The 19,762-nt window shown below is 42.8% G+C and carries 16 protein-coding genes; 15 read left to right on the top strand and 1 reads right to left on the bottom strand.

Going from position 1 to position 19,762, the window contains the following annotated elements:
- Positions 1-544: 544 nt before the first annotated feature.
- The 5 genes from rpmH (at position 545) to mnmE (ending at position 4,410) form a co-directional block, all read left to right on the top strand.
- The gene (gene rpmH, locus PSE60_RS18480; RefSeq protein WP_004906236.1) at positions 545-688 is read left to right on the top strand and encodes a 50S ribosomal protein L34; all 144 of its coding nucleotides are present in this window, start codon (positions 545-547) and stop codon (positions 686-688) included.
- A gap of 21 nt (positions 689-709) precedes the next feature.
- On the top strand, positions 710-1,069 hold the full coding sequence (gene rnpA / locus PSE60_RS18475; RefSeq protein ID WP_004906229.1) for a ribonuclease P protein component: 360 nt from the start codon (positions 710-712) through the stop codon (positions 1,067-1,069).
- Positions 1,033-1,293: a membrane protein insertion efficiency factor YidD gene (yidD, locus tag PSE60_RS18470; protein WP_036959180.1), complete on the top strand. Its 261-nt coding sequence runs from the start codon at positions 1,033-1,035 to the stop codon at positions 1,291-1,293. Before rnpA ends, yidD begins: the two co-directional genes overlap by 37 nt.
- A gap of 2 nt (positions 1,294-1,295) precedes the next feature.
- Positions 1,296-2,945 (top strand): membrane protein insertase YidC, encoded by a 1,650-nt coding sequence (gene yidC, locus PSE60_RS18465; protein ID WP_004906225.1) that lies wholly within the window; start codon positions 1,296-1,298, stop codon positions 2,943-2,945.
- Between the two features lie 100 nt (positions 2,946-3,045).
- The gene (mnmE, locus tag PSE60_RS18460) at positions 3,046-4,410 is read left to right on the top strand and encodes a tRNA uridine-5-carboxymethylaminomethyl(34) synthesis GTPase MnmE (RefSeq protein WP_272666391.1); all 1,365 of its coding nucleotides are present in this window, start codon (positions 3,046-3,048) and stop codon (positions 4,408-4,410) included.
- Between the two features lie 138 nt (positions 4,411-4,548).
- Here the strand turns inward: mnmE and fdhD are convergent, their stop codons facing one another.
- Positions 4,549-5,379 (bottom strand): formate dehydrogenase accessory sulfurtransferase FdhD, encoded by an 831-nt coding sequence (fdhD, locus tag PSE60_RS18455; protein ID WP_272666390.1) that lies wholly within the window; start codon positions 5,377-5,379, stop codon positions 4,549-4,551.
- Between the two features lie 173 nt (positions 5,380-5,552).
- Between fdhD and fdnG the strand changes: the two genes are divergently transcribed.
- The 10 genes from fdnG to PSE60_RS18405 all read left to right on the top strand — a co-directional run bounded on the left by fdnG (position 5,553) and on the right by PSE60_RS18405 (position 19,742).
- On the top strand, positions 5,553-8,600 hold the full coding sequence (fdnG, locus tag PSE60_RS18450) for a formate dehydrogenase-N subunit alpha (protein ID WP_272666389.1): 3,048 nt from the start codon (positions 5,553-5,555) through the stop codon (positions 8,598-8,600).
- A gap of 11 nt (positions 8,601-8,611) precedes the next feature.
- Positions 8,612-9,556 carry a formate dehydrogenase subunit beta gene (gene fdxH, locus PSE60_RS18445; protein ID WP_004906826.1) on the top strand — a complete coding sequence of 315 codons (945 nt, stop codon included), beginning with the start codon at positions 8,612-8,614 and terminating at the stop codon, positions 9,554-9,556.
- Positions 9,553-10,209 (top strand): formate dehydrogenase cytochrome b556 subunit, encoded by a 657-nt coding sequence (fdoI, locus tag PSE60_RS18440; RefSeq protein WP_272666388.1) that lies wholly within the window; start codon positions 9,553-9,555, stop codon positions 10,207-10,209. Before fdxH ends, fdoI begins: the two co-directional genes overlap by 4 nt.
- Positions 10,210-10,866: 657 nt before the next feature.
- Positions 10,867-12,117 carry a formyl-CoA transferase gene (gene frc / locus PSE60_RS18435; RefSeq protein WP_004264573.1) on the top strand — a complete coding sequence of 417 codons (1,251 nt, stop codon included), beginning with the start codon at positions 10,867-10,869 and terminating at the stop codon, positions 12,115-12,117.
- A gap of 65 nt (positions 12,118-12,182) precedes the next feature.
- Positions 12,183-13,886 (top strand): oxalyl-CoA decarboxylase, encoded by a 1,704-nt coding sequence (oxc, locus tag PSE60_RS18430; protein WP_272666387.1) that lies wholly within the window; start codon positions 12,183-12,185, stop codon positions 13,884-13,886.
- A 104-nt stretch (positions 13,887-13,990) separates the two neighbouring features.
- Positions 13,991-14,935, top strand: a complete 945-nt coding sequence (gene yfdV / locus PSE60_RS18425; protein WP_004906833.1) for a transporter YfdV — start codon at positions 13,991-13,993, stop codon at positions 14,933-14,935.
- Positions 14,936-15,010: 75 nt separating this feature from the next.
- Positions 15,011-16,267, top strand: coding sequence for a formyl-CoA transferase (frc, locus tag PSE60_RS18420; RefSeq protein WP_210836499.1), 1,257 nt, complete (start codon positions 15,011-15,013; stop codon positions 16,265-16,267).
- Between the two features lie 223 nt (positions 16,268-16,490).
- On the top strand, positions 16,491-18,224 hold the full coding sequence (locus PSE60_RS18415) for a nitrilase-related carbon-nitrogen hydrolase (protein ID WP_272666386.1): 1,734 nt from the start codon (positions 16,491-16,493) through the stop codon (positions 18,222-18,224).
- 94 nt (positions 18,225-18,318) lie between these two features.
- Positions 18,319-19,032 carry a potassium channel family protein gene (locus tag PSE60_RS18410; RefSeq protein WP_196718927.1) on the top strand — a complete coding sequence of 238 codons (714 nt, stop codon included), beginning with the start codon at positions 18,319-18,321 and terminating at the stop codon, positions 19,030-19,032.
- A complete protein-coding gene (locus PSE60_RS18405; RefSeq protein WP_210836497.1) occupies positions 19,029-19,742 on the top strand; it encodes a YoaK family protein in 714 nt (237 codons plus the stop codon). The genes PSE60_RS18410 and PSE60_RS18405 overlap by 4 nt, the downstream gene beginning before the upstream one ends.
- The last annotated feature ends 20 nt before the right edge of the window (positions 19,743-19,762 follow it).

The raw sequence follows: 19,762 nt of genomic DNA, 5'->3' as shown, positions 1-19,762 counted from the left end.
CACAGGTAAATGTGATAAGGCCCCCTCTTATAAAGAAGAAATAGACTGGGCTACCTAAATTTATCGTCATTTTTCCACATGCTGGGGATAACTTTAGACGATTTACAGTAAATATTCTGTATGATCAAAAAATATTTTTAGATCTCTTGAAGATCCTTGCGCTTTGGGTCGGAGTCCGTATAATCTTCCTCCCTGTGTACAGTACAGATGTGATTTTTACACGAAACTGAGGTAAACTTGTTGGGCTATATCGCTTTATTTTAACGTTAATGTTAGGTGGAGCGGGGCAAAAACAGGTTTTCAGCCAGTATGCGAATGTAATCATTCGTCGGCTGTCACAACATATGTCGGCAAACCGGTCAGCCAGGCTATAAATAAAAGTGGTTTGATTGCGTCATTTCATTGACGTGACCCCCTATGTTTTATTACAATCCTGCCTCTTTCTATATTGTTGCGATAGAGGCACAGGTGTAAATCAGTTTCCACTGGTTGCCAACGCGTTTACTGAATCAGTAATAAATTTAAAAGTTAGGTAGAAATCGTTATGAAACGCACTTTTCAACCGTCCGTACTGAAGCGCAACCGTTCACACGGTTTCCGTGCTCGTATGGCCACTAAAAATGGTCGTCAGGTTCTGGCTCGCCGTCGTGCTAAAGGCCGCGCTCGTCTGACCGTTTCATCTAAGTAATAAAGCTAGCCCTCTATTCAAGTGGTTACGCTCGCTTTTACCCGGGAGTTACGTTTGTTAACTCCCAGGCATTTCGATAATGTCTTTAAGCAGCCGCAGAGGGCGAGTTCCCCAGAGATAACAATCCTTGGTCGCCTAAACGAGCTGGGGCATCCCCGCATCGGTCTTACTATCGCCAAAAAAAATGTCAAACGAGCCCATGAGCGAAATCGCATTAAGCGGTTAGCGCGTGAATATTTTCGTCTGCATCAACATGAGTTGCCTTCAATGGACTTTGTGGTATTGGTAAGGAAAGGGGTCGCTAATCTCGACAATCAACAGATCACGGAAGCATTGGATAAGTTATGGCGTCGTCACCGTCGCTTGGCTCAAAAATCCTGATCATGCTGATCAGAGGCTACCAACTGGCAATTAGCCCGTTGTTAGGGCCTCGTTGTCGCTTCAATCCTACTTGTTCAAATTACGGAATTGAGGCATTGCGCAGGTTTGGTATGCTAAAAGGGAGTTGGTTAACGGCGAAACGCGTATTAAAATGCCACCCTTTACACGCTGGTGGAGATGATCCTGTCCCACCTAGAAAAACTGATGATAATAGAGAATTATAACGATGGATTCGCAACGCAATCTTCTACTCATCGCTTTGTTGTTCGTGTCGTTCTTAGTTTGGCAGGCCTGGGAGAGCGATAAAGTTGCTCAGGACGTTAAAACTGTTCAAACTTCGCAACAAGCGGATATGCCAAGCAGTGATGCTCAAGCCGTAACTGGCAGTGGGCAAGGTAAGCTCATCACAGTCAAAACTGATGTACTGGATATTCGCATCAATACTCGTGGTGGTGATATCGATGAGGCTGACCTGTTAGCCTATCCTGCGACCCTTCATTCGGAAAGCCCTTTCCGTTTACTGGAAACTAATCCAGGCTTTGTCTACCAGGCACAGAGTGGTTTGATTGGTCTTCATGGTCCAGACAACCCAGCAAATAATAATGGCGAACGTCCGCTGTATAGCGCAGATTCTACAACTTTCACATTAGAGAAAGGCCAAGACGTCTTGCGCGTACCAATGACATTTACTGATAACAACGGTGTTGTGTATCAGAAAACGTACATTGTTAAACGTGGCCAATATACTGTTGAAGTTGAATACAGTATTCAAAACCCAACCGCTCAACCACTGAGTCTCGCTTTCTTCGGTCAGTTAAAACAAACTATCGAGTTACCTAAAGAGCGTGACACTGGCAGCAGCAATTTTGCTCTGCATACCTATCGTGGTGCGGCGTATTCTTCTGATGAAAACAACTATAAAAAATATAGCTTTGGTGACATCGAAGATAAAAACCTCGACTTAACCACCAAAGGTGGCTGGGTAGCGATGTTGCAACAGTATTTTGCAACGGCGTGGATCCCGGCAAGTGCGGAAAAGAGTACTTTCTACACCATTGACCTTGATAAAAAGTCTGCCATTATTGGTTATAAAAGTGAACCAATGACCATTGCAGCTAATGGTGCAGGTACTTATTCATCAACGTTATGGGTTGGTCCTGAAATTCAGTCTGAAATGGCTGCAGTTGCACCACATTTAGACTTAACCGTTGATTATGGTTGGTTATGGTTTATCTCTCAGCCACTGTTTAAACTGCTGAAATTCATTCACGGTTTTGTGGGTAACTGGGGTATTGCCATCATCGTTATCACCTTTATCGTTCGTGGTATTATGTACCCGCTGACTAAAGCACAGTACACCTCGATGGCGAAAATGCGTTTACTGCAACCTAAACTGGCTGCAATGCGTGAGCGTATTGGTGATGATAAACAACGTATGAGCCAAGAAATGATGGCGATGTATAAAGCAGAAAAAGTAAACCCACTGGGTGGTTGTTTACCTCTGCTGATTCAAATGCCTATCTTCCTTGCACTTTACTACATGTTGATGGGTTCTGTTGAACTGCGTCACGCACCGTTCTTTGGTTGGATACAAGACTTGTCTGCACAAGACCCGTACTACATCCTGCCAGTACTGATGGGTGTGACGATGTTTGTGATTCAGAAAATGTCACCTACCGCTGTGACTGACCCAATGCAGCAGAAGATTATGACGTACATGCCAGTCGTGTTCACTATCTTCTTCCTGTGGTTCCCATCAGGTCTGGTTCTGTATTATATCGTGAGTAACTTAGTCACCATCATCCAGCAACAAGTGATTTACCGTGGTCTGGAAAAACGTGGTCTACATAGTCGCGATAAGAAAGAAAAGAAATAAATTGAATTTTAGGTGAGCCTTCTGCTCAGCTATCGATATAATATTAAGGCGGCCATTTAATGACCGCCTTAATTTTTTATAGGAATGACAGAGAAACATCATGCAAATCAACGATACTATCGTCGCACAGGCAACACCTCCCGGTCGTGGTGGTGTCGGTATTTTACGTGTATCTGGCCCGAAAGCGGCACAAGTTGCTGAAATCGTGCTAGGAAAACTTCCTAAACCACGTTATGCGGATTACTTGCCATTTCGTGATGAGGATGGTTCTGTTCTTGACCAAGGCATCGCTCTTTATTTTCCTGGCCCAAATTCATTTACGGGTGAAGATGTGCTTGAATTACAAGGACACGGTGGCCCAGTCATTCTTGATTTATTACTCAGAAGAATATTGACGATTGATGGTATTCGTATTGCCAATCCGGGTGAGTTTTCTGAGCGGGCATTTTTAAACGATAAGCTCGATTTAGCCCAAGCGGAAGCAATCGCCGATTTGATTGATGCGAGTTCTGAACAAGCAGCGCGTTCAGCGATGAATTCTTTACAGGGCGCATTTTCTTCTCATATTCACCAATTGGTGGAAGCACTCACTCACTTGCGCATCTATGTGGAAGCAGCTATCGATTTCCCAGATGAAGAAATTGACTTCCTGTCTGACGGGAAAATTGAAGCTAAACTCAACGAAGTCGTGGCAGATTTAGAACAAGTTCGCTCCCAAGCGCGCCAAGGTAGTTTATTGCGTGAAGGAATGAAAGTGGTAATTGCAGGGCGCCCAAATGCAGGAAAATCGAGCTTGCTAAATGCATTGGCGGGACGTGAGGCTGCGATTGTCACGGATATCGCGGGAACGACGCGTGATGTATTACGTGAACATATTCATATTGATGGTATGCCATTGCATATCATTGATACCGCAGGCCTACGCGAAGCCAGTGATGAAGTTGAGCGAATTGGTATTGAGCGTGCATGGAAAGAGATTGAACAAGCGGACCATGTGCTGTTTATGGTTGATAGCACCACAACCAATGCCTCGGAGCCACAAGAGATTTGGCCTGAATTTATGGCGCGCTTACCTGATGAACTTCCGGTCACCGTAATTCGTAATAAAGCAGATATGACAGGCGAACCGGTGGAATTCATCAATGATACGCGTTATCCGTTAATTCGTTTATCTGCACGCGAGGAAAAAGGCATCGATTTGCTGCGCGATCACCTGAAAGAAACCATAGGCTTTAATAGCAATACAGAAGGTGGTTTCCTTGCTCGTAGTCGCCATTTACAAGCACTGAATGCAGCCGCTGTTCACTTAGAACAGGGCTATGACCAGTTAGTGAATGCTCGCTCCGGTGAGTTATTAGCGGAAGAATTACGTTTAGCTCAGTTAGAACTCAGCGAAATTACCGGTGAATTTACCTCTGATGATTTATTAGGCCGTATTTTTTCAAGTTTTTGTATTGGGAAGTAATACGGTATCATCTAAAACCTACACGTCATACCGTGTAGGTTTGTTTTATCGGTAGTCCCCTTCATTTTTCCTGCCTTAATTCGCTATTAAGCTATTCTGACTTCTCTTAATCTAAAATGATTATCTTCAGTTGGAAAGTTAATCCCTTACCCGACTCGGATGGGTAAACACCGTCGCTTTACCTTGACGGCAAAAGCCGACTAGCGTCAAGTTGGCTTTCTCTGCTACCTCGATAGCGAGCGCGGTAGCGGCGGAAACAGCAAATAGAATTTCTGCACCGCAACTGGCGACTTTTTGTACCATCTCGTAACTGGCACGGCTGGAAACCAGTACTGCGCCGTGTTGCCATTGGTTACGATGTTTCATGCCTAACAGTTTATCAAGTGCCACATGACGGCCGACATCTTCACATCCACCGACTAATTGCCCTTCTGGTGAAATCCATGCGGCGGCATGGGTACAACCGGTCAGTGCGCCAATTTCTTGCACTTTTTTCAATTCATGTAATGCATTATCGAGGTGCGAGAGAGAGAAGGTTTGGGTGAAAGGTAAGGGGGCGATCGGTTTGAAAATTTCATCGAGTTGTTCAGTGCCACAAATACCACAGCCCGTACGCCCTGCTAAATTACGGCGACGTTCTTTGAGTTCCATAAACCGACGGCTAGATAATTCAACCTGTACTTCAATTCCGCGGTTGCAACCTTCCACGATATCAATTCCACGAATTTCATCACCTGACTGTATTATCCCTTCAGAAAGTGCGAAACCGACTGCAAAATCCTCAAGATCTTTTGGCGTTGCCATCATTACCACATGGGATATGCCATTGAAGACTAAAGCGACAGGAGATTCTTCTGCTACATAGTCATTTACGGGTAAATTCAGGTTGCCTTTTTGTTGCACAGTTGTGTGATTTAAGCCAATCATTTTGGTTAATTTGGAGTCATTTGTAGTATTTGTTTCATACATTAGATGAATTCCTAGCATTAATGATACATAATATTAATTATGGGTAAAAAGAATTTACACCATTTGCCGGGCAATGAACCTGGGACGTAAGGAAGACGTTGAATAAAAACAGTTTACCTGATTATCGCGATTGGCGTTAGGTAAACATGAGCAATGTAAATGAGGAGATCCCCATGCAAGTCAGCAGAAGGCAGTTCTTTAAGATCTGCGCTGGCGGTATGGCAGGTACGACGGCAGCGGCCTTGGGTTTTGCACCCGCCACCGCGTTAGCGTCAACGCGCCAGTATAAATTACTGCGTGCGAAAGAGACCAGAAATACCTGTACCTACTGTTCTGTCGGCTGTGGGCTGTTAATGTACAGCCTCGGTGATGGCGCGAAAAATGCAAAAGAGAGCATTTTCCATATTGAAGGGGACCCGGATCATCCGGTAAACCGTGGTGCACTTTGTCCGAAAGGTGCTGGACTTATCGATTTCATCCACAGTGAAAGCCGCTTGAAATACCCTGAAGTACGTGAGCCGGGGACTAATGAGTGGAAGCGTATCACTTGGAACGACGCATTTGATCGTATCGCTAAGTTAATGAAAGAAGACCGCGATGCGAACTTTATTGAGAAAAATAAAGACGGTGTGACGGTTAACCGTTGGCTAACCACCGGTATGCTTTGCGCATCGGCGGGAAGTAACGAAAGCGGCTTTGTAACACAAAAATTCACCCGCGCTCTCGGCATGCTTGCCGTTGATAACCAAGCGCGTGTCTGACACGGACCAACGGTAGCAAGTCTTGCTCCAACATTTGGTCGCGGTGCGATGACCAACCACTGGGTTGACATTAAAAATGCAAACCTAGTTGTCGTTATGGGTGGTAATGCGGCAGAAGCGCATCCAGTCGGTTTCCGCTGGGCGATGGAAGCTAAAATCCATAATAAAGCCAAATTAATTGTTATTGACCCACGCTTTACCCGTACTGCGGCAGTGGCGGATTTTTACACGCCTATCCGTTCTGGTACAGATATCGCGTTTTTATCAGGTGTTATCAAATACTTACTGGATAATGAAAAAATTCAGCGTGAATACGTGGAAGCGTACACCAACGCCAGTTTAGTTATTCGTGAAGATTATGGTTTTGATGACGGCCTGTTTACAGGTTATGACGAAGAAAAACGTCAATACGACAAAACCACGTGGAACTATGAGATGGATGAAAACGGCCTTGCGCTGCGCGATCCAACTCTAAAACACCCACGTTGTGTGTTAAATCTATTAAAAGAACACGTCAGCCGTTATACACCTGAAGTGGTGAATAACATCTGTGGTACGCCAATTAAAGATTTCTTGCAAGTCTGTGAGTACCTTGCAGAAACGAGTGCTAAAGATAAAACAGCATCGTTCTTATATGCATTAGGTTGGACTCAACACACCGTGGGTGCGCAAAATATTCGTACCATGGCGATGATCCAATTACTGCTGGGTAATATGGGGATGTTAGGCGGTGGTGTAAACGCACTGCGTGGTCACTCCAATATCCAAGGTTTAACTGACTTAGGTTTACTGTCGCAAAGCTTACCGGGTTATTTAACCTTACCATCAGACAAACAAACCACATTAGAAAGTTACTTAGCTGCAAACACGCCAAAAGCAACGGTTGAGGGTCAAGTTAACTATTGGGGTAACTACCCGAAATTCTTTGTCAGTTTGATGAAGACTTTCTACGGAGATAAAGCGCAGAAAGAAAATAATTGGGGTTTTGATTTATTACCTAAATGGGATCAAGGTTACGATGTATTGCGCTATTTTGAGATGATGGATAAAGGGGAAGTTAACGGCTATATCTGCCAAGGCTTTAACCCATTAGCGTCATTCCCGAATAAAAACAAAGTCGTTAAGTCGCTGTCAAAACTGAAATTTTTGATTACCGTTGACCCACTGAATACGGAAACGTCGAATTTCTGGCAAAATCACGGCGAAATGAATGATGTGAATCCGGAAGAAATCCAAACTACGGTATTCCGCCTGCCATCTTGCTGTTTTGCTGAAGAAAATGGTTCGATTGTTAACTCGGCACGTTGGTTGCAGTGGCACTGGAAAGGTGCGGATGCCCCAGGTGAAGCGATCAGTGATGGTGAAATTCTGTCTGGTATTTTCCATCGTCTACGTCAACTGTATGCCTCTGAAGGCGGTGCGGTACCTGAACAAGTTCTAAGTATGACTTGGAATTACTTCGACCGAGATAATCCAACGCCAGAAGAAGTCGCTCAAGAAAACAATGGTTATGCTTTAGTTGACTTGAAAGACGCTGATGGCAACGTTCTGGTGAAAAAAGGCGAACTGCTGAGCTCGTTTGCCCAGTTACGTGATGACGGTACCACTGCGAGTGGCTGCTGGATATTTGCAGGTAGTTGGACGCCAAAAGGCAACCAAATGGCTAACCGTGATAACTCTGACCCAACGGGTCTGGGGAACACATTAGGTTGGGCATGGGCGTGGCCTCTGAACCGCCGTGTGATTTATAACCGTGCATCAGCAGACCCAATGGGTAAACCTTGGGATCCGAAACGTCAAATCCTTGAGTGGGATGGCAGCAAGTGGATAGGGATGGATATTCCTGACTATAGCAATGCCGCACCGGGAAGTGGTGTTGGTCCGTTTATCATGCAGCCAGAAGGTATGGGACGTCTATTCGCACTGGATAAAATGGCTGAAGGCCCATTCCCAGAGCACTACGAACCAATTGAAACGCCGTTGGATACCAACCCATTACATCCAAAAGTCGTATCAAACCCTGCAGCTCGTGTGTTTAAAGATGACTGGGCGCAAATGGGTAAAGCGACAGAATTCCCTTATGTTGGAACGACTTATCGCTTGACTGAACATTTCCACTATTGGACAAAGCATGCCTTGTTAAATGCCATCATTCAGCCGCAACAGTTCATTGAAATTGGTGAACGTCTGGCGAATGAAAAAGGTATCAAACAAGGTGATACGGTGAAAGTCAGCTCTAAACGCGGTTATATCAAAGCGAAAGCTGTGGTGACCAAACGTATTCATACGCTGAAAGTGGCGGGTAAAGATATCGATACCATCGGTATCCCTATTCACTGGGGCTTTGAAGGCTTGGCGGTGAAAGGCTTTATTGCTAACACGTTAACGCCGTATGTGGGTGATGCGAATACTCAGACACCGGAATTTAAATCGTTCCTTGTCAATGTGGAAAAGGTGTAAGGAGATAAATTATGTCAATGCAATCTCAGGACATTATTCGTCGCTCTGCCACCAATTCCCTGACTCCCGCACCTCAGGTGCGGGACTATAAGGAAGAAGTTGCAAAGCTTATCGATGTGACGACCTGTATCGGCTGTAAAGCTTGTCAGGTCGCGTGTTCCGAATGGAACGATATCCGTGACAAAATCGGGACTAACGTTGGGGTATATGATAACCCAACCGATTTAACCGCTAAATCATGGACGGTAATGCGCTTCTCTGAAGTGGAAGAGAACGATAAATTTGAATGGCTGATCCGTAAAGATGGCTGTATGCACTGTGCTGACCCAGGCTGTTTGAAGGCATGCCCTTCGGAAGGCGCGATAGTACAGTACAAAAACGGTATCGTTGATTTCCAATCGGAACATTGTATTGGTTGTGGCTATTGTATTGCGGGTTGCCCGTTTGATGTACCGCGCATCAACCCAGAAGATAACCGCGCCTACAAATGTACGCTGTGTGTTGACCGTGTTGAAGTTGGTCAAGAGCCTGCGTGTGTGAAAACGTGTCCAACCGGCGCTATCCATTTTGGTAGCAAAGAAGACATGATTAACATGGCAGGTGAGCGTGTTGAAGAGCTGAAAACCCGTGGTTATGCAAACGCAGGTTTATATGACCCTGAAGGGGTTGGTGGTACGCACGTGATGTACGTTTTACACCATGCAGATAAACCGCAGTTGTATCACGGATTGCCGGAAAACCCGACAATCAGTCCTACCGTTACTTTCTGGAAAGGTATCTGGAAGCCGTTAGCAGCGGTTGGTTTTGCTGCGACATTTGCGGCGGCCATCTTCCACTATGTGGGTATTGGTCCGAACCGCGTCTCCAAAAAAGATGAAGAAGAGGCTTTAGAAGATTTGCATAATGCAATGTCATCTGACACTTCGAAATCAAAAGAAGGGGAGGATCAGAAATGATGCCAGATGATAACGACAAAATTATCCGCCATAAACCGATTGAAAGGATCAATCACTGGGCGGTTGTGATTTGCTTCTTGTTCACTGCAATCAGTGGGCTTGGGTTCTTTTTCCCATCCCTCAACTGGTTTATGAACATTTTAGGCACGCCACAACTGTCGCGAATTTTGCATCCATTTGTGGGTACGGCGATGTTCTTTCTGTTCGTATTTATGTTCTTCCGCTATTTCCACCATAACTTCATTAATAAAGAAGATATCAAGTGGGCAAAAAATATCGGTAAGGTGCTGAAAAACGAAGAAGCTGGTGATGTCGGCCAATATAACCTCGGTCAAAAAGGGGTGTATTGGGTGGTGACTATTTGCTTATTAGCGCTGGTGGTCACGGGAGTGATTATGTGGCGTCCTTATTTCGCAGATTACTTCCCAATCCCTGTTTATCGCGCAGCGATTCTTATTCACTCGCTCTCTGCGATTGCGCTGATCATTATGATTGTGGTCCACGCTTATGCCGCGATTTGGGTAAAAGGTTCAGTGCGTGCGATGGTTGAAGGTTGGGTGACTCGTGGTTGGGCTAGAAAGCACCATCCATTGTGGTACCGCCAGCTTTTGGAAAAAGAAAAACAGCAAAAACAGCAACAAGAGAAAAACTAAGTTTTATTATTATTGTTGTTATCAAACCCACAAATGACTAATGTTATTTGTGGGTTTTTTATATCTAAAAAATATAAACATTCAATTTATTTGAAAGAAAGAAAATTAGATATATTTATTAGATGACCTGTTTACGATTTATTATCATTATAGTTAATCAAAATAAGATTAATAAAAACACTCATCAAATATGGATGCTCTTATTTCGCGTATAATTTACATTATTTTTAAACCAAGAATAAACAAATAAACATTTATTCGTTTTTATTTTATGTGAAAAAAAGATGCTAACCATTCAACTTATTGATAATAAACTATTTTTATAATTGTTATTTCTTTGTGAATAGCTATTGAATATTGATATTAGATCAATAAATAGCTATCTTAAATGGGCGTTATTGATTAATTCGATATTTTGTTTCTAATTGCAAGTTTAAGTTGAATTAATATGCTGGCGTTGAGTTGTTTTAAGAATGTTATGGTTTACATATATTAATGGAATTAATTACTGGACATTGGTGATATTATTTAATAAAAATAGTCATGTAGTTAGTAATAAATATAAAAACCATCATATATATAAATATCTTTTTAACGCAGCTAAATAATTGAACCGTCTTACATTCCTTTTACGACAGCTAAATAAAGAGGTAACACATGGATCTTCCTTTACAAGGTATTAAAGTACTGGATTTCACCGGTGTACAATCAGGGCCATCTTGTACTCAAATGTTAGCGTGGTTCGGCGCGGATGTTATTAAGATTGAACGTCCGGGAGTTGGAGATGTCACGCGCAATCAATTAAGGGATATTCCTGATGTGGATGCGCTGTATTTCACAATGCTTAATAGTAATAAGCGCTCAGTAGAATTAAATACTAAAACACCAGAAGGTAAAGAGGTGATGGAGCGGCTGATTAAGCAAGCCGACGTCCTCGTTGAGAACTTTCATCCAGGTGCAATTGACCATATGGGTTTCACTTGGGAACACATTCAAGAATTAAATCCTCGTTTGATTTTCGGTTCCATCAAAGGTTTTGATGAAGACTCTCCTTATGCCGATGTTAAAGCCTACGAGAACGTTGCCCAAGCCGCAGGTGGTGCTGCCTCCACGACAGGTTTTTGGGATGGCCCACCATTAGTGAGTGCCGCAGCGTTAGGTGATAGCAATACGGGTATGCACTTGCTCATAGGCTTACTTGCAGCGCTATTACACCGCGAGAAAACAGGCAAAGGTCAGCGAGTGACTATGTCGATGCAAGATGCTGTACTCAACTTGTGCCGAGTCAAACTTCGTGACCAGCAACGATTAGAGAAAATTGGCTACCTTGAAGAATACCCGCAATATCCAAATGGTACGTTTGGTGATGCTGTTCCTCGTGGCGGTAATGCTGGTGGCGGCGGCCAGCCAGGTTGGATTTTAAAATGTAAAGGCTGGGAAACTGACCCAAATGCTTATATTTATTTTACTATCCAAGAACAGGACTGGGAGCAAACCTGTGTCGCTATTGGTAAGCCTGAATGGGCAACTGACCCTGCTTACAATACACCAAAGGCTCGTCAACCTCATATCTTTGATATTTTTGCTGAAATTGAAAAATTCTTAGCAGATAAAGATAAACATGAAGCGGTCGAATATTTGAGTAAATATGGTGTACCTTGCGCCCCTGTACTCAGTATGCGTGAAATTGCACGAGACCAATCGCTGCGTAAGAGCGGAAGTATTGTTGAAGTTGAACAGCCAAAACGCGGGACTTACTTGACGGTGGGTTGCCCGATGAAATTCTCCTCATTTACACCTGATATCAAAAGCGCGCCATTGTTGGGTGAGCACACAGATCAAGTCCTAACTGAATTAGGTTATAGCGCAGATGAAATTGCAGCAATGCGCGCGAACAAAGCGATCTAATTTTAAAAATGGGGAGTGACTTATCACTCCCTTTAATCTTTTAATCAGTTAATTATGAGGTAGACATGTCTGCTGATCAAACCCAAAACCTGACTGATGGTATGCATATTATTGTCGATGCGCTTAAAAAAAATGGCATTGATACAATCTACGGTGTTGTTGGAATTCCAGTGACTGACATGGCAAGGCATGCACAAGCTGAAGGTATTCGCTATATTGGATTTCGCCATGAACAATCCGCGGGTAATGCGGCTGCAATTAGTGGTTTTATCACCCAAAAACCGGGTATCTGCTTAACGGTTTCGGCGCCAGGTTTTTTAAATGGTATGGTGGCGCTGGCTAATGCAACCACCAACGGTTTTCCAATGATTCAAATCAGTGGTTCGAGCGACAGAGCGATAATTGATTTGCAGCAGGGTGATTACGAAGAATTAGACCAAATGAACACGGCAAAACCCTTTGTAAAAGCGTCTTACCGTGTGAATAAACCCGAAGACCTTGGTATCGCACTCGCGCGAGCAATCCGCGCTTCGGTATCAGGCCGTCCAGGTGGAGTTTATCTTGATTTAACAACGGAAGTGTTGTCTGCCGTGATGGATAAAGACGCGGCGGATAAAACCATTTTTACAGTAGAAGACCCTGCGCCAAGACAAATTCCATCACCCGATTCAGTGAATAAAGCCCTTAAGCTGCTCGCCTCAGCTAAGCGGCCATTAATTATTTTGGGTAAAGGCGCCGCTTATGCTCAAGCGGATGACAATATTCGTCAATTTATTGAAACGACGGGCATCCCTTATTTACCGATGTCAATGGCAAAAGGGCTGTTACCAGATACGCATCCTCAGTCAGCGGCATCTGCTCGCTCATATGCCTTATCCAGTGCGGATGTTGTGGTGTTAATGGGAGCTCGCCTTAATTGGTTGCTTGATCATGGTAAAGGTAAACACTGGTCACCAGAAACTCAATTCATTCAGTTAGATATTGAACCTTCTGAAATTGATAGTAACCGCCCAATAATCGCACCTGTTGTTGGTGATATTTACTCAAGTATCGAGTCTTTATTGGCAGGGCTCAAATCAATCCCCGTTAAATCTCCAACGGAATGGCTCGCTAGTATTGATGAGCACAAGAAAATTAATGTCGAGAAAATGGCAGCTAAGTTAAACACTGACACTTCTCCTATGAATTACTTTAACGCCTTACGCGCAATCCGCGATGTGCTGGTCGATCACCAAGATGTTTATGTCGTTAATGAAGGTGCTAACACGCTTGATAACGGACGAAATATTATTGATATGTACCAACCACGTAAACGCTTAGATTGTGGAACCTGGGGCGTAATGGGCGTTGGAATGGGCTATGCAGTTGGTGCAGCTGTAACCAGTGGTAAGCCTGTTGTAGCGATTGAAGGCGATAGTGCATTCGGCTTTAGTGGTATGGAAATTGAAACGATTTGTCGTTACAAATTGCCTGTCACTATTTTGATTTTCAATAATGGTGGGATTTACCGTGGTGATGGCGTAAATCTCCATGGTGACCAAGACCCTTCCCCTACAGTTTTAATGGGTGGAGCGCGTTATGACAAAATGATCGAGGCTTTTGGTGGCATTGGTTATCAAGCAACAACGCCAGCAGAGATACAGGAAGCCTTGAAGGCAGGTTTAACATCGGGTCATCCAACCTTGATAAATGTCGTTATTGACCCTGCAGTTGGAACGGAAAGTGGCCATATTGGTAATTTAAATCCGAAGTCTGTAGTGAAAAATTAACGCAGTATCACGTTAACTAACAAAGATTACCTTACGCGGCTCATTTTTAATGAGTTGCGTACGGAATCTTATTGCCAAAATAGGTGGGTCTTATGGCTGATTTTATGTATAAGATTTTTATGAGCGACCTATTACCTATCATTATTATTATGGTATTAGGTTATGTGAGTGGTAAACGAAATGTGTTTACCAGTGACCAAGCGAAAGCATTTAATAAGTTGGTATTAAATTACGCATTACCTGCTGCATTATTTGTGTCTATCGCGCGTGCTAATCGAGAAATGATATTTGCAGACGCTAAATTGACTATTATTTCATTTGTGGTCTTGCTCGTTTGTTTCTTTTTCTCTTTCTTTAGCTGTAAATATATTTTTAAACATAGTCGTGGCGAAGCTGCGGTATGTGCATTAATTGCAGGTTCTCCGACAATTGGTTTCTTAGGGTTTGCGGTTCTAGACCCTATTTATGGTGAAACCGTTTCAACGGGATTAGTTGTTGCCATTATATCCATCATCGTTAATGCCATTACAATTCCTATCGGCTTGTTCTTACTGAACCCATCTGATGCAGAAGGGAAAAAAGGCGGCGGCGGTATGGATGCATTAATCTCAGCCTTTAAAGAACCTGTCGTATGGGCTCCGGTACTCGCGACTGCACTGGTACTAGTTGGTGTGAAAATTCCAACTGTTTGGGACCCGACATTTGATTTAATTGCGAAAGCAAACTCCGGTGTTGCGGTATTTGCTGCGGGTCTGACATTAGCCGCGAATAAGTTCGAGTTCGATGGTGAGATTGTCTATAACACGTTATTAAAGCTAGTGTTAATGCCAGGGTTAATGTTGCTGGCGGGTATGATGTTTAATATGGGTACAGAGCAACTGCAAATGATGGTATTAGCCGGGGCGTTACCACCAGCGTTCTCTGGAATAATTATTGCAAGTCGCTTTAATCTGTATACCCGAACAGGAACAGCATCGCTGGCCGTGAGTGTGCTTGGTTTTATCATCGCAGCTCCAGCGTGGATCTACATCTCTCGACTTGTTTCATAGAAAGAATAAACGGGTCAAAATGAGTTGCCATGGCGTGAGAAATGACGCCATGGCTGTTTTGTAAAAAGGTGAATTATGACTTCTTCAAAACCGCTTGATGGGATACGTGTTCTTGATTTTACGGGAGTCCAGTCAGGCCCATCTTGTACACAAATGCTTGCTTGGTTCGGTGCTGATGTGATCAAAATTGAACGCCCAGGGGTTGGGGATGTGACTCGTAACCAATTACGAGATATTCCAGATGTCGATGCGTTATATTTTACGATGTTAAATAGTAATAAACGCTCTTTAGAGCTCAATACCAAAACCCCAGAGGGAAAAGCCGTGATGGAGAAATTAATACGTCAGTCTGATGTATTAATTGAAAATTTTCATCCGGGGGCTATCGACCATATGGGGTTCACATGGGAGTACATTCAAGAACTTAATCCACGGTTAATTTTTGGCTCGATTAAAGGGTTTAATGAAAATTCGCCCTATGCGAACGTTAAGGCCTATGAAAATGTTGCTCAATCTGCGGGAGGTTCCGCATCAACGACAGGCTTTCCGGATGGCCCTCCAACGGTAAGCGCTGCGGCATTGGGGGACAGTAATACGGGTATGCATTTATTGATAGGCATACTGACAGCATTATTACACCGTGAAAAAACAGGTAAAGGGCAACGTGTTACGATGTCGATGCAAGATGCGGTGCTTAATTTATGTCGTGTGAAATTACGTGATCAACAACGTTTAGAAAAACTCGGTTTCTTAGAGGAGTATCCTCAATATCCCAACGGAACATTTGGTGATGCGGTTCCCCGTGGGGGAAATGCGAGTGGGGGTGGCCAGCCGGGCACGATGCTCAAATGTAAAGGCAGTGATGTTGATCCAAATGCCTATATTTATTTTATTAATCAAGATCATAATTGGGAAAATACCTGTGATGCAATTGGGCGCCCAGAATGGAAAACTGACCCTGCTTTTGCTACTACACAGGCACGTGCAAGCCATATCCAAGATGTATGGGATGCAATCGAAGAAATCGCCAAAGACAAAGATAAACATGCACTAACCGACTATTTTGATCAGTTTGATGTGCCATGTTCCGCAGTATTAAGTATGAAAGAAATTATGGAAGACCCTTCTTTGCGTCGTAGTGGCTCAATTGTCGAGGTTCAGCAACCAAAACGAGGCTCATATTTAACGGTGGGTTGCCCAATGAAGTTTTCAGCGTTTATCCCTGAAATTAAAAGTGCTCCATTGCTAGGGGAACATAATAACGAAGTGTTAAAAGAGCTTGGTTATAGTGATGAACAAATTATGGAAATGAAAAAAAATAATGTTATTTAATTAATAACATTAAATTCGCTCTTAATATGATTCTCTAAAAAAGAAAATTAATATTAGCGGCTATATTTAGATACTCGATGTACTCAAATATAGCCGCTGCACTCAAGCTATTATTACCTAAATTATTTGGAATTATAGAAATATTCTTCCTGTTTAATATTTATTTTTATTAATAGCAAAAATTATTTATTTACTAATAAATTCTTTGAATAAGGATTATTGTATGAGTATTGCTGAAATAAAAAAAAGTAGTAAGGTGGCAGCCGTTGATTTTATTCCTGCATGGGGAGATTTAAATGGAAATATTCAACGTTTAGTTGAAGCGGCAGAAAAAGTGGCCGCTCAAGGGATAAATTATGCCGTATTTCCAGAAACGGCTGTGAGTGGTTATTTATTTTCGGACTCTACAGAATTAGCGCCTTATTTAGATACTATCCCTGGCAAAACGACCGCTGCAATACTACCCGTACTGGCTCGAACAGGAATGTATATGAGTGTGGGTATCGCGGAGCGCGATAGCGAAACTGGGCTGGCTTATAATTCAGCCGTTTTGATGGGGCCGGAAGGCATTATTGGTAAATATCGTAAAATAGGCCTAAATTCTCAAGATCAAAAAGTGTTTGCTCCGGGTAATACCGGCGTCAAAACCTTTGAAACACCGATTGGCCGTATTGCATTACTAATTTGTTATGATGATACCTACTGGCAATATGTACGTTTAGCCGCATTAGAAGGGGCACAAATCATTGGTTGGCATTCAGTATCCGACCGTATGATGCCTAACGCGAGTCCTGCTGAAATGCTTGGGGATCACTCAACCGTTGCGCATGTACAGCATATGAGTACTTTCAATGGTGTCTGGGTAATTTGTGCAACACGCAGTGGAATTGAAACTAACCCAATTACCAAAGGGCAGCTCTATTATAATGGTGGTTCGAGCGTATGGGCACCATCAGGACATAAAGTGGCTCAATCTCCAGTGCTTAGCCCATTAGAGTTAGAACCGGGATTAAATGGCATATACAGTGCGATGATTGACTTAGATGAAGCGGATAAACAGCGCGATGCATTACTGGCGAAGCGTCGGCCTGAATTATATTTCCCAATGCTTGCTTTTCATCGTAGCCCGACAGATATCAATGCCACATCAACAATAACGCAAACAACGCTGATTGCGGCGCAGTGGGAAAAATCGCTTTCTAAGCTAAACTCAGTCCTAGTGGGAGAAAATGAGTTGCTGGTTCTTCCTGAGCTTTCTGCGCTACCTTATACCAACGATCCCAACATTATTTTGTCTTATGCCGAACAACAAGGGGGCACTTTTGAGCAAACATTGAGTCAGGCGGCTCAAAAGGGGAAAGGGTATATTGTTGGAAGCTACCCTGAAATTGAAACGGATAAATTGTTCCATACGGTGGTGCTTGCAGGGCCATTAGGGGAAATATTAGCGCGCTATCGCGTTACACATCTTAATGAGCGAGATAGTGGCTGGGCAACAGCGGGTAGTTCTGTGAGTGTGACAGCAACGCCAATTGGGCGTATTGCACTGGCGGCTGCACATGAATTAGATGTTCCTGAATTAGGGGGGTTATACAGTACGTTACGCGCTGATATCCTTGCTGCACCAGCCGGTATCCCGAGTGATTTAAAAGTAGAAATTGATAGCCATCTTTTTTCGGTTGAAGAGCCGCCGACAGGACGTGCCGATTTTATCCCTTATGCCATCGCGACATTAAACCAATTATGGGTGGTTTGTGGAGGACGAAACGAACGTGATTCGACGTCAGCGGCTATTTATGGGCCAGAGCCTGTCGTGCTTACTCCAACCTTAACCGCACAACGAGGGGCTGAAGATGTACGTTTGCAAGCTCAGGTACCTGCTCCTTTTACGTGGATTAACCAAGAACGATTGGTGAGTGGCCAGCAAGCTATTTGGTTTCCCCCGTTAACACAGTAATGTTTATATTTTCCCGTTGTTGTTAGAAAAATAGCAACGGGATCTTATCATGAATAAAAGCCCTATTAATGGCTTCAATAATTAGATTATTAATATGCTGACTTTTCGACAGTTTGGTAGTCAAGAAACGTGGATTAAAACACTTCATTTTTTAGGGATTGTGGCCTCGTTGGTTTTAATAGCGAGTATTTCTATTGAAACCTTTAATCATGACCCCTTTCTCAAGCGGTCAATTTATTTTGATATTCAATTTTGGATCTGCATTTATTTTACATGTGATTTTTTTATTTTTTTATTTATTTCAAAAAACAAAAAAAAGTTTGTCAAAAAATACGCGATTATCGTTTTGTTATCTGTTCCGTATTTAACCATATTGGATTACACATCGATAAAATTTACTGAGGAGCAAATTTATCTTATTCGGTTTATCCCCTTATTTCGTGGTGGTGCAGCGTTTGTCATGCTTATGATGATGGTTGTAAAACGAAATACGACAGCATTATTTTTATCTTATATGATTTTGTTATTTTCAACGGTCTATTTTATTAGCTTAATTTTCTACATTTTCGAACGGGGTCTTAATGTTGATGTTAAAACGTATGGGGATGCCATTTGGTGGGCGGCAATGACTGTCACCACATTGGGTTCAAATATTATCCCAGTGACGAGTGCTGGTAAAGTCATTACCACTATTCTGGCGGCTACTGGTATGACGGTTTTTCCTATTTTTACGGTATACATCACCTCGATTATTAGTCGACTAAGTCAGTCAGAAAAAGAATCATCAAGACAGGTAAGTAAACTATGATTTCCTCTCCTAAAGTCCCTTTTATGCAGTTACCCACGATCGCATTTTTATTAGCTATTGCATCAGGAATGCTTGATGGGTATGCCTTTTTTACGACTAAATCATTCGCTACTTTTCAGTCAGGCAATATTATTATGTTAGGTTATGAGTTTGCTAAGCACGGCCTAACCGCAGTGATGCCTTATATTATTTCTATTATTTCCTTTGGTGCGGGAGCAATGCTGTTGGCATGGATCCGTTATCGCTATAATACTGATGAAAAAACCTGGACATTTACGTTATTGTCATTGGAAATTGTCCTTTTATTATTACTTATTATTTATATTTTCTTATTTAACGTGCAGTCAAATGGGTTTCATGCTGTTTGGGCTCTTTCTTTTATTGCGGGAATGCAAGGTAATGCGTTTCATAAGATTAATGGCATGCTATATGGCAATATTGCGGTGACCTTGAATGTGCAACTGGGCTTTAGTTCATTGGCAGAGTCTATTGCATTTAAAGGTCAAGAAAGAAAAAGTGCATTATATAAAAGTTATTGTTATTTTCTGACACTATTGGGCTTTGCTGGCGGGGCTTTCATGATGGTGTTATTAGCTGATTATGCAAAGGAATATGCTTTATTTGCCACACTAATTCCATTGTGTTTGATATTTTTCTTTGGACATCAGTTTTCGAAAGAAAATAAAGGAATGCCAATAGATTCAAACTAGTTTGGATGAAAGAGGCGGGG

The organism is Providencia sp. PROV174, from assembly GCF_028480685.1.
Lineage (GTDB): Bacteria > Pseudomonadota > Gammaproteobacteria > Enterobacterales > Enterobacteriaceae > Providencia > Providencia rettgeri.
The sequence above is the reverse complement of the archived record's forward strand: the minus strand, read 5'-3'. Positions and strand labels throughout refer to the sequence as shown.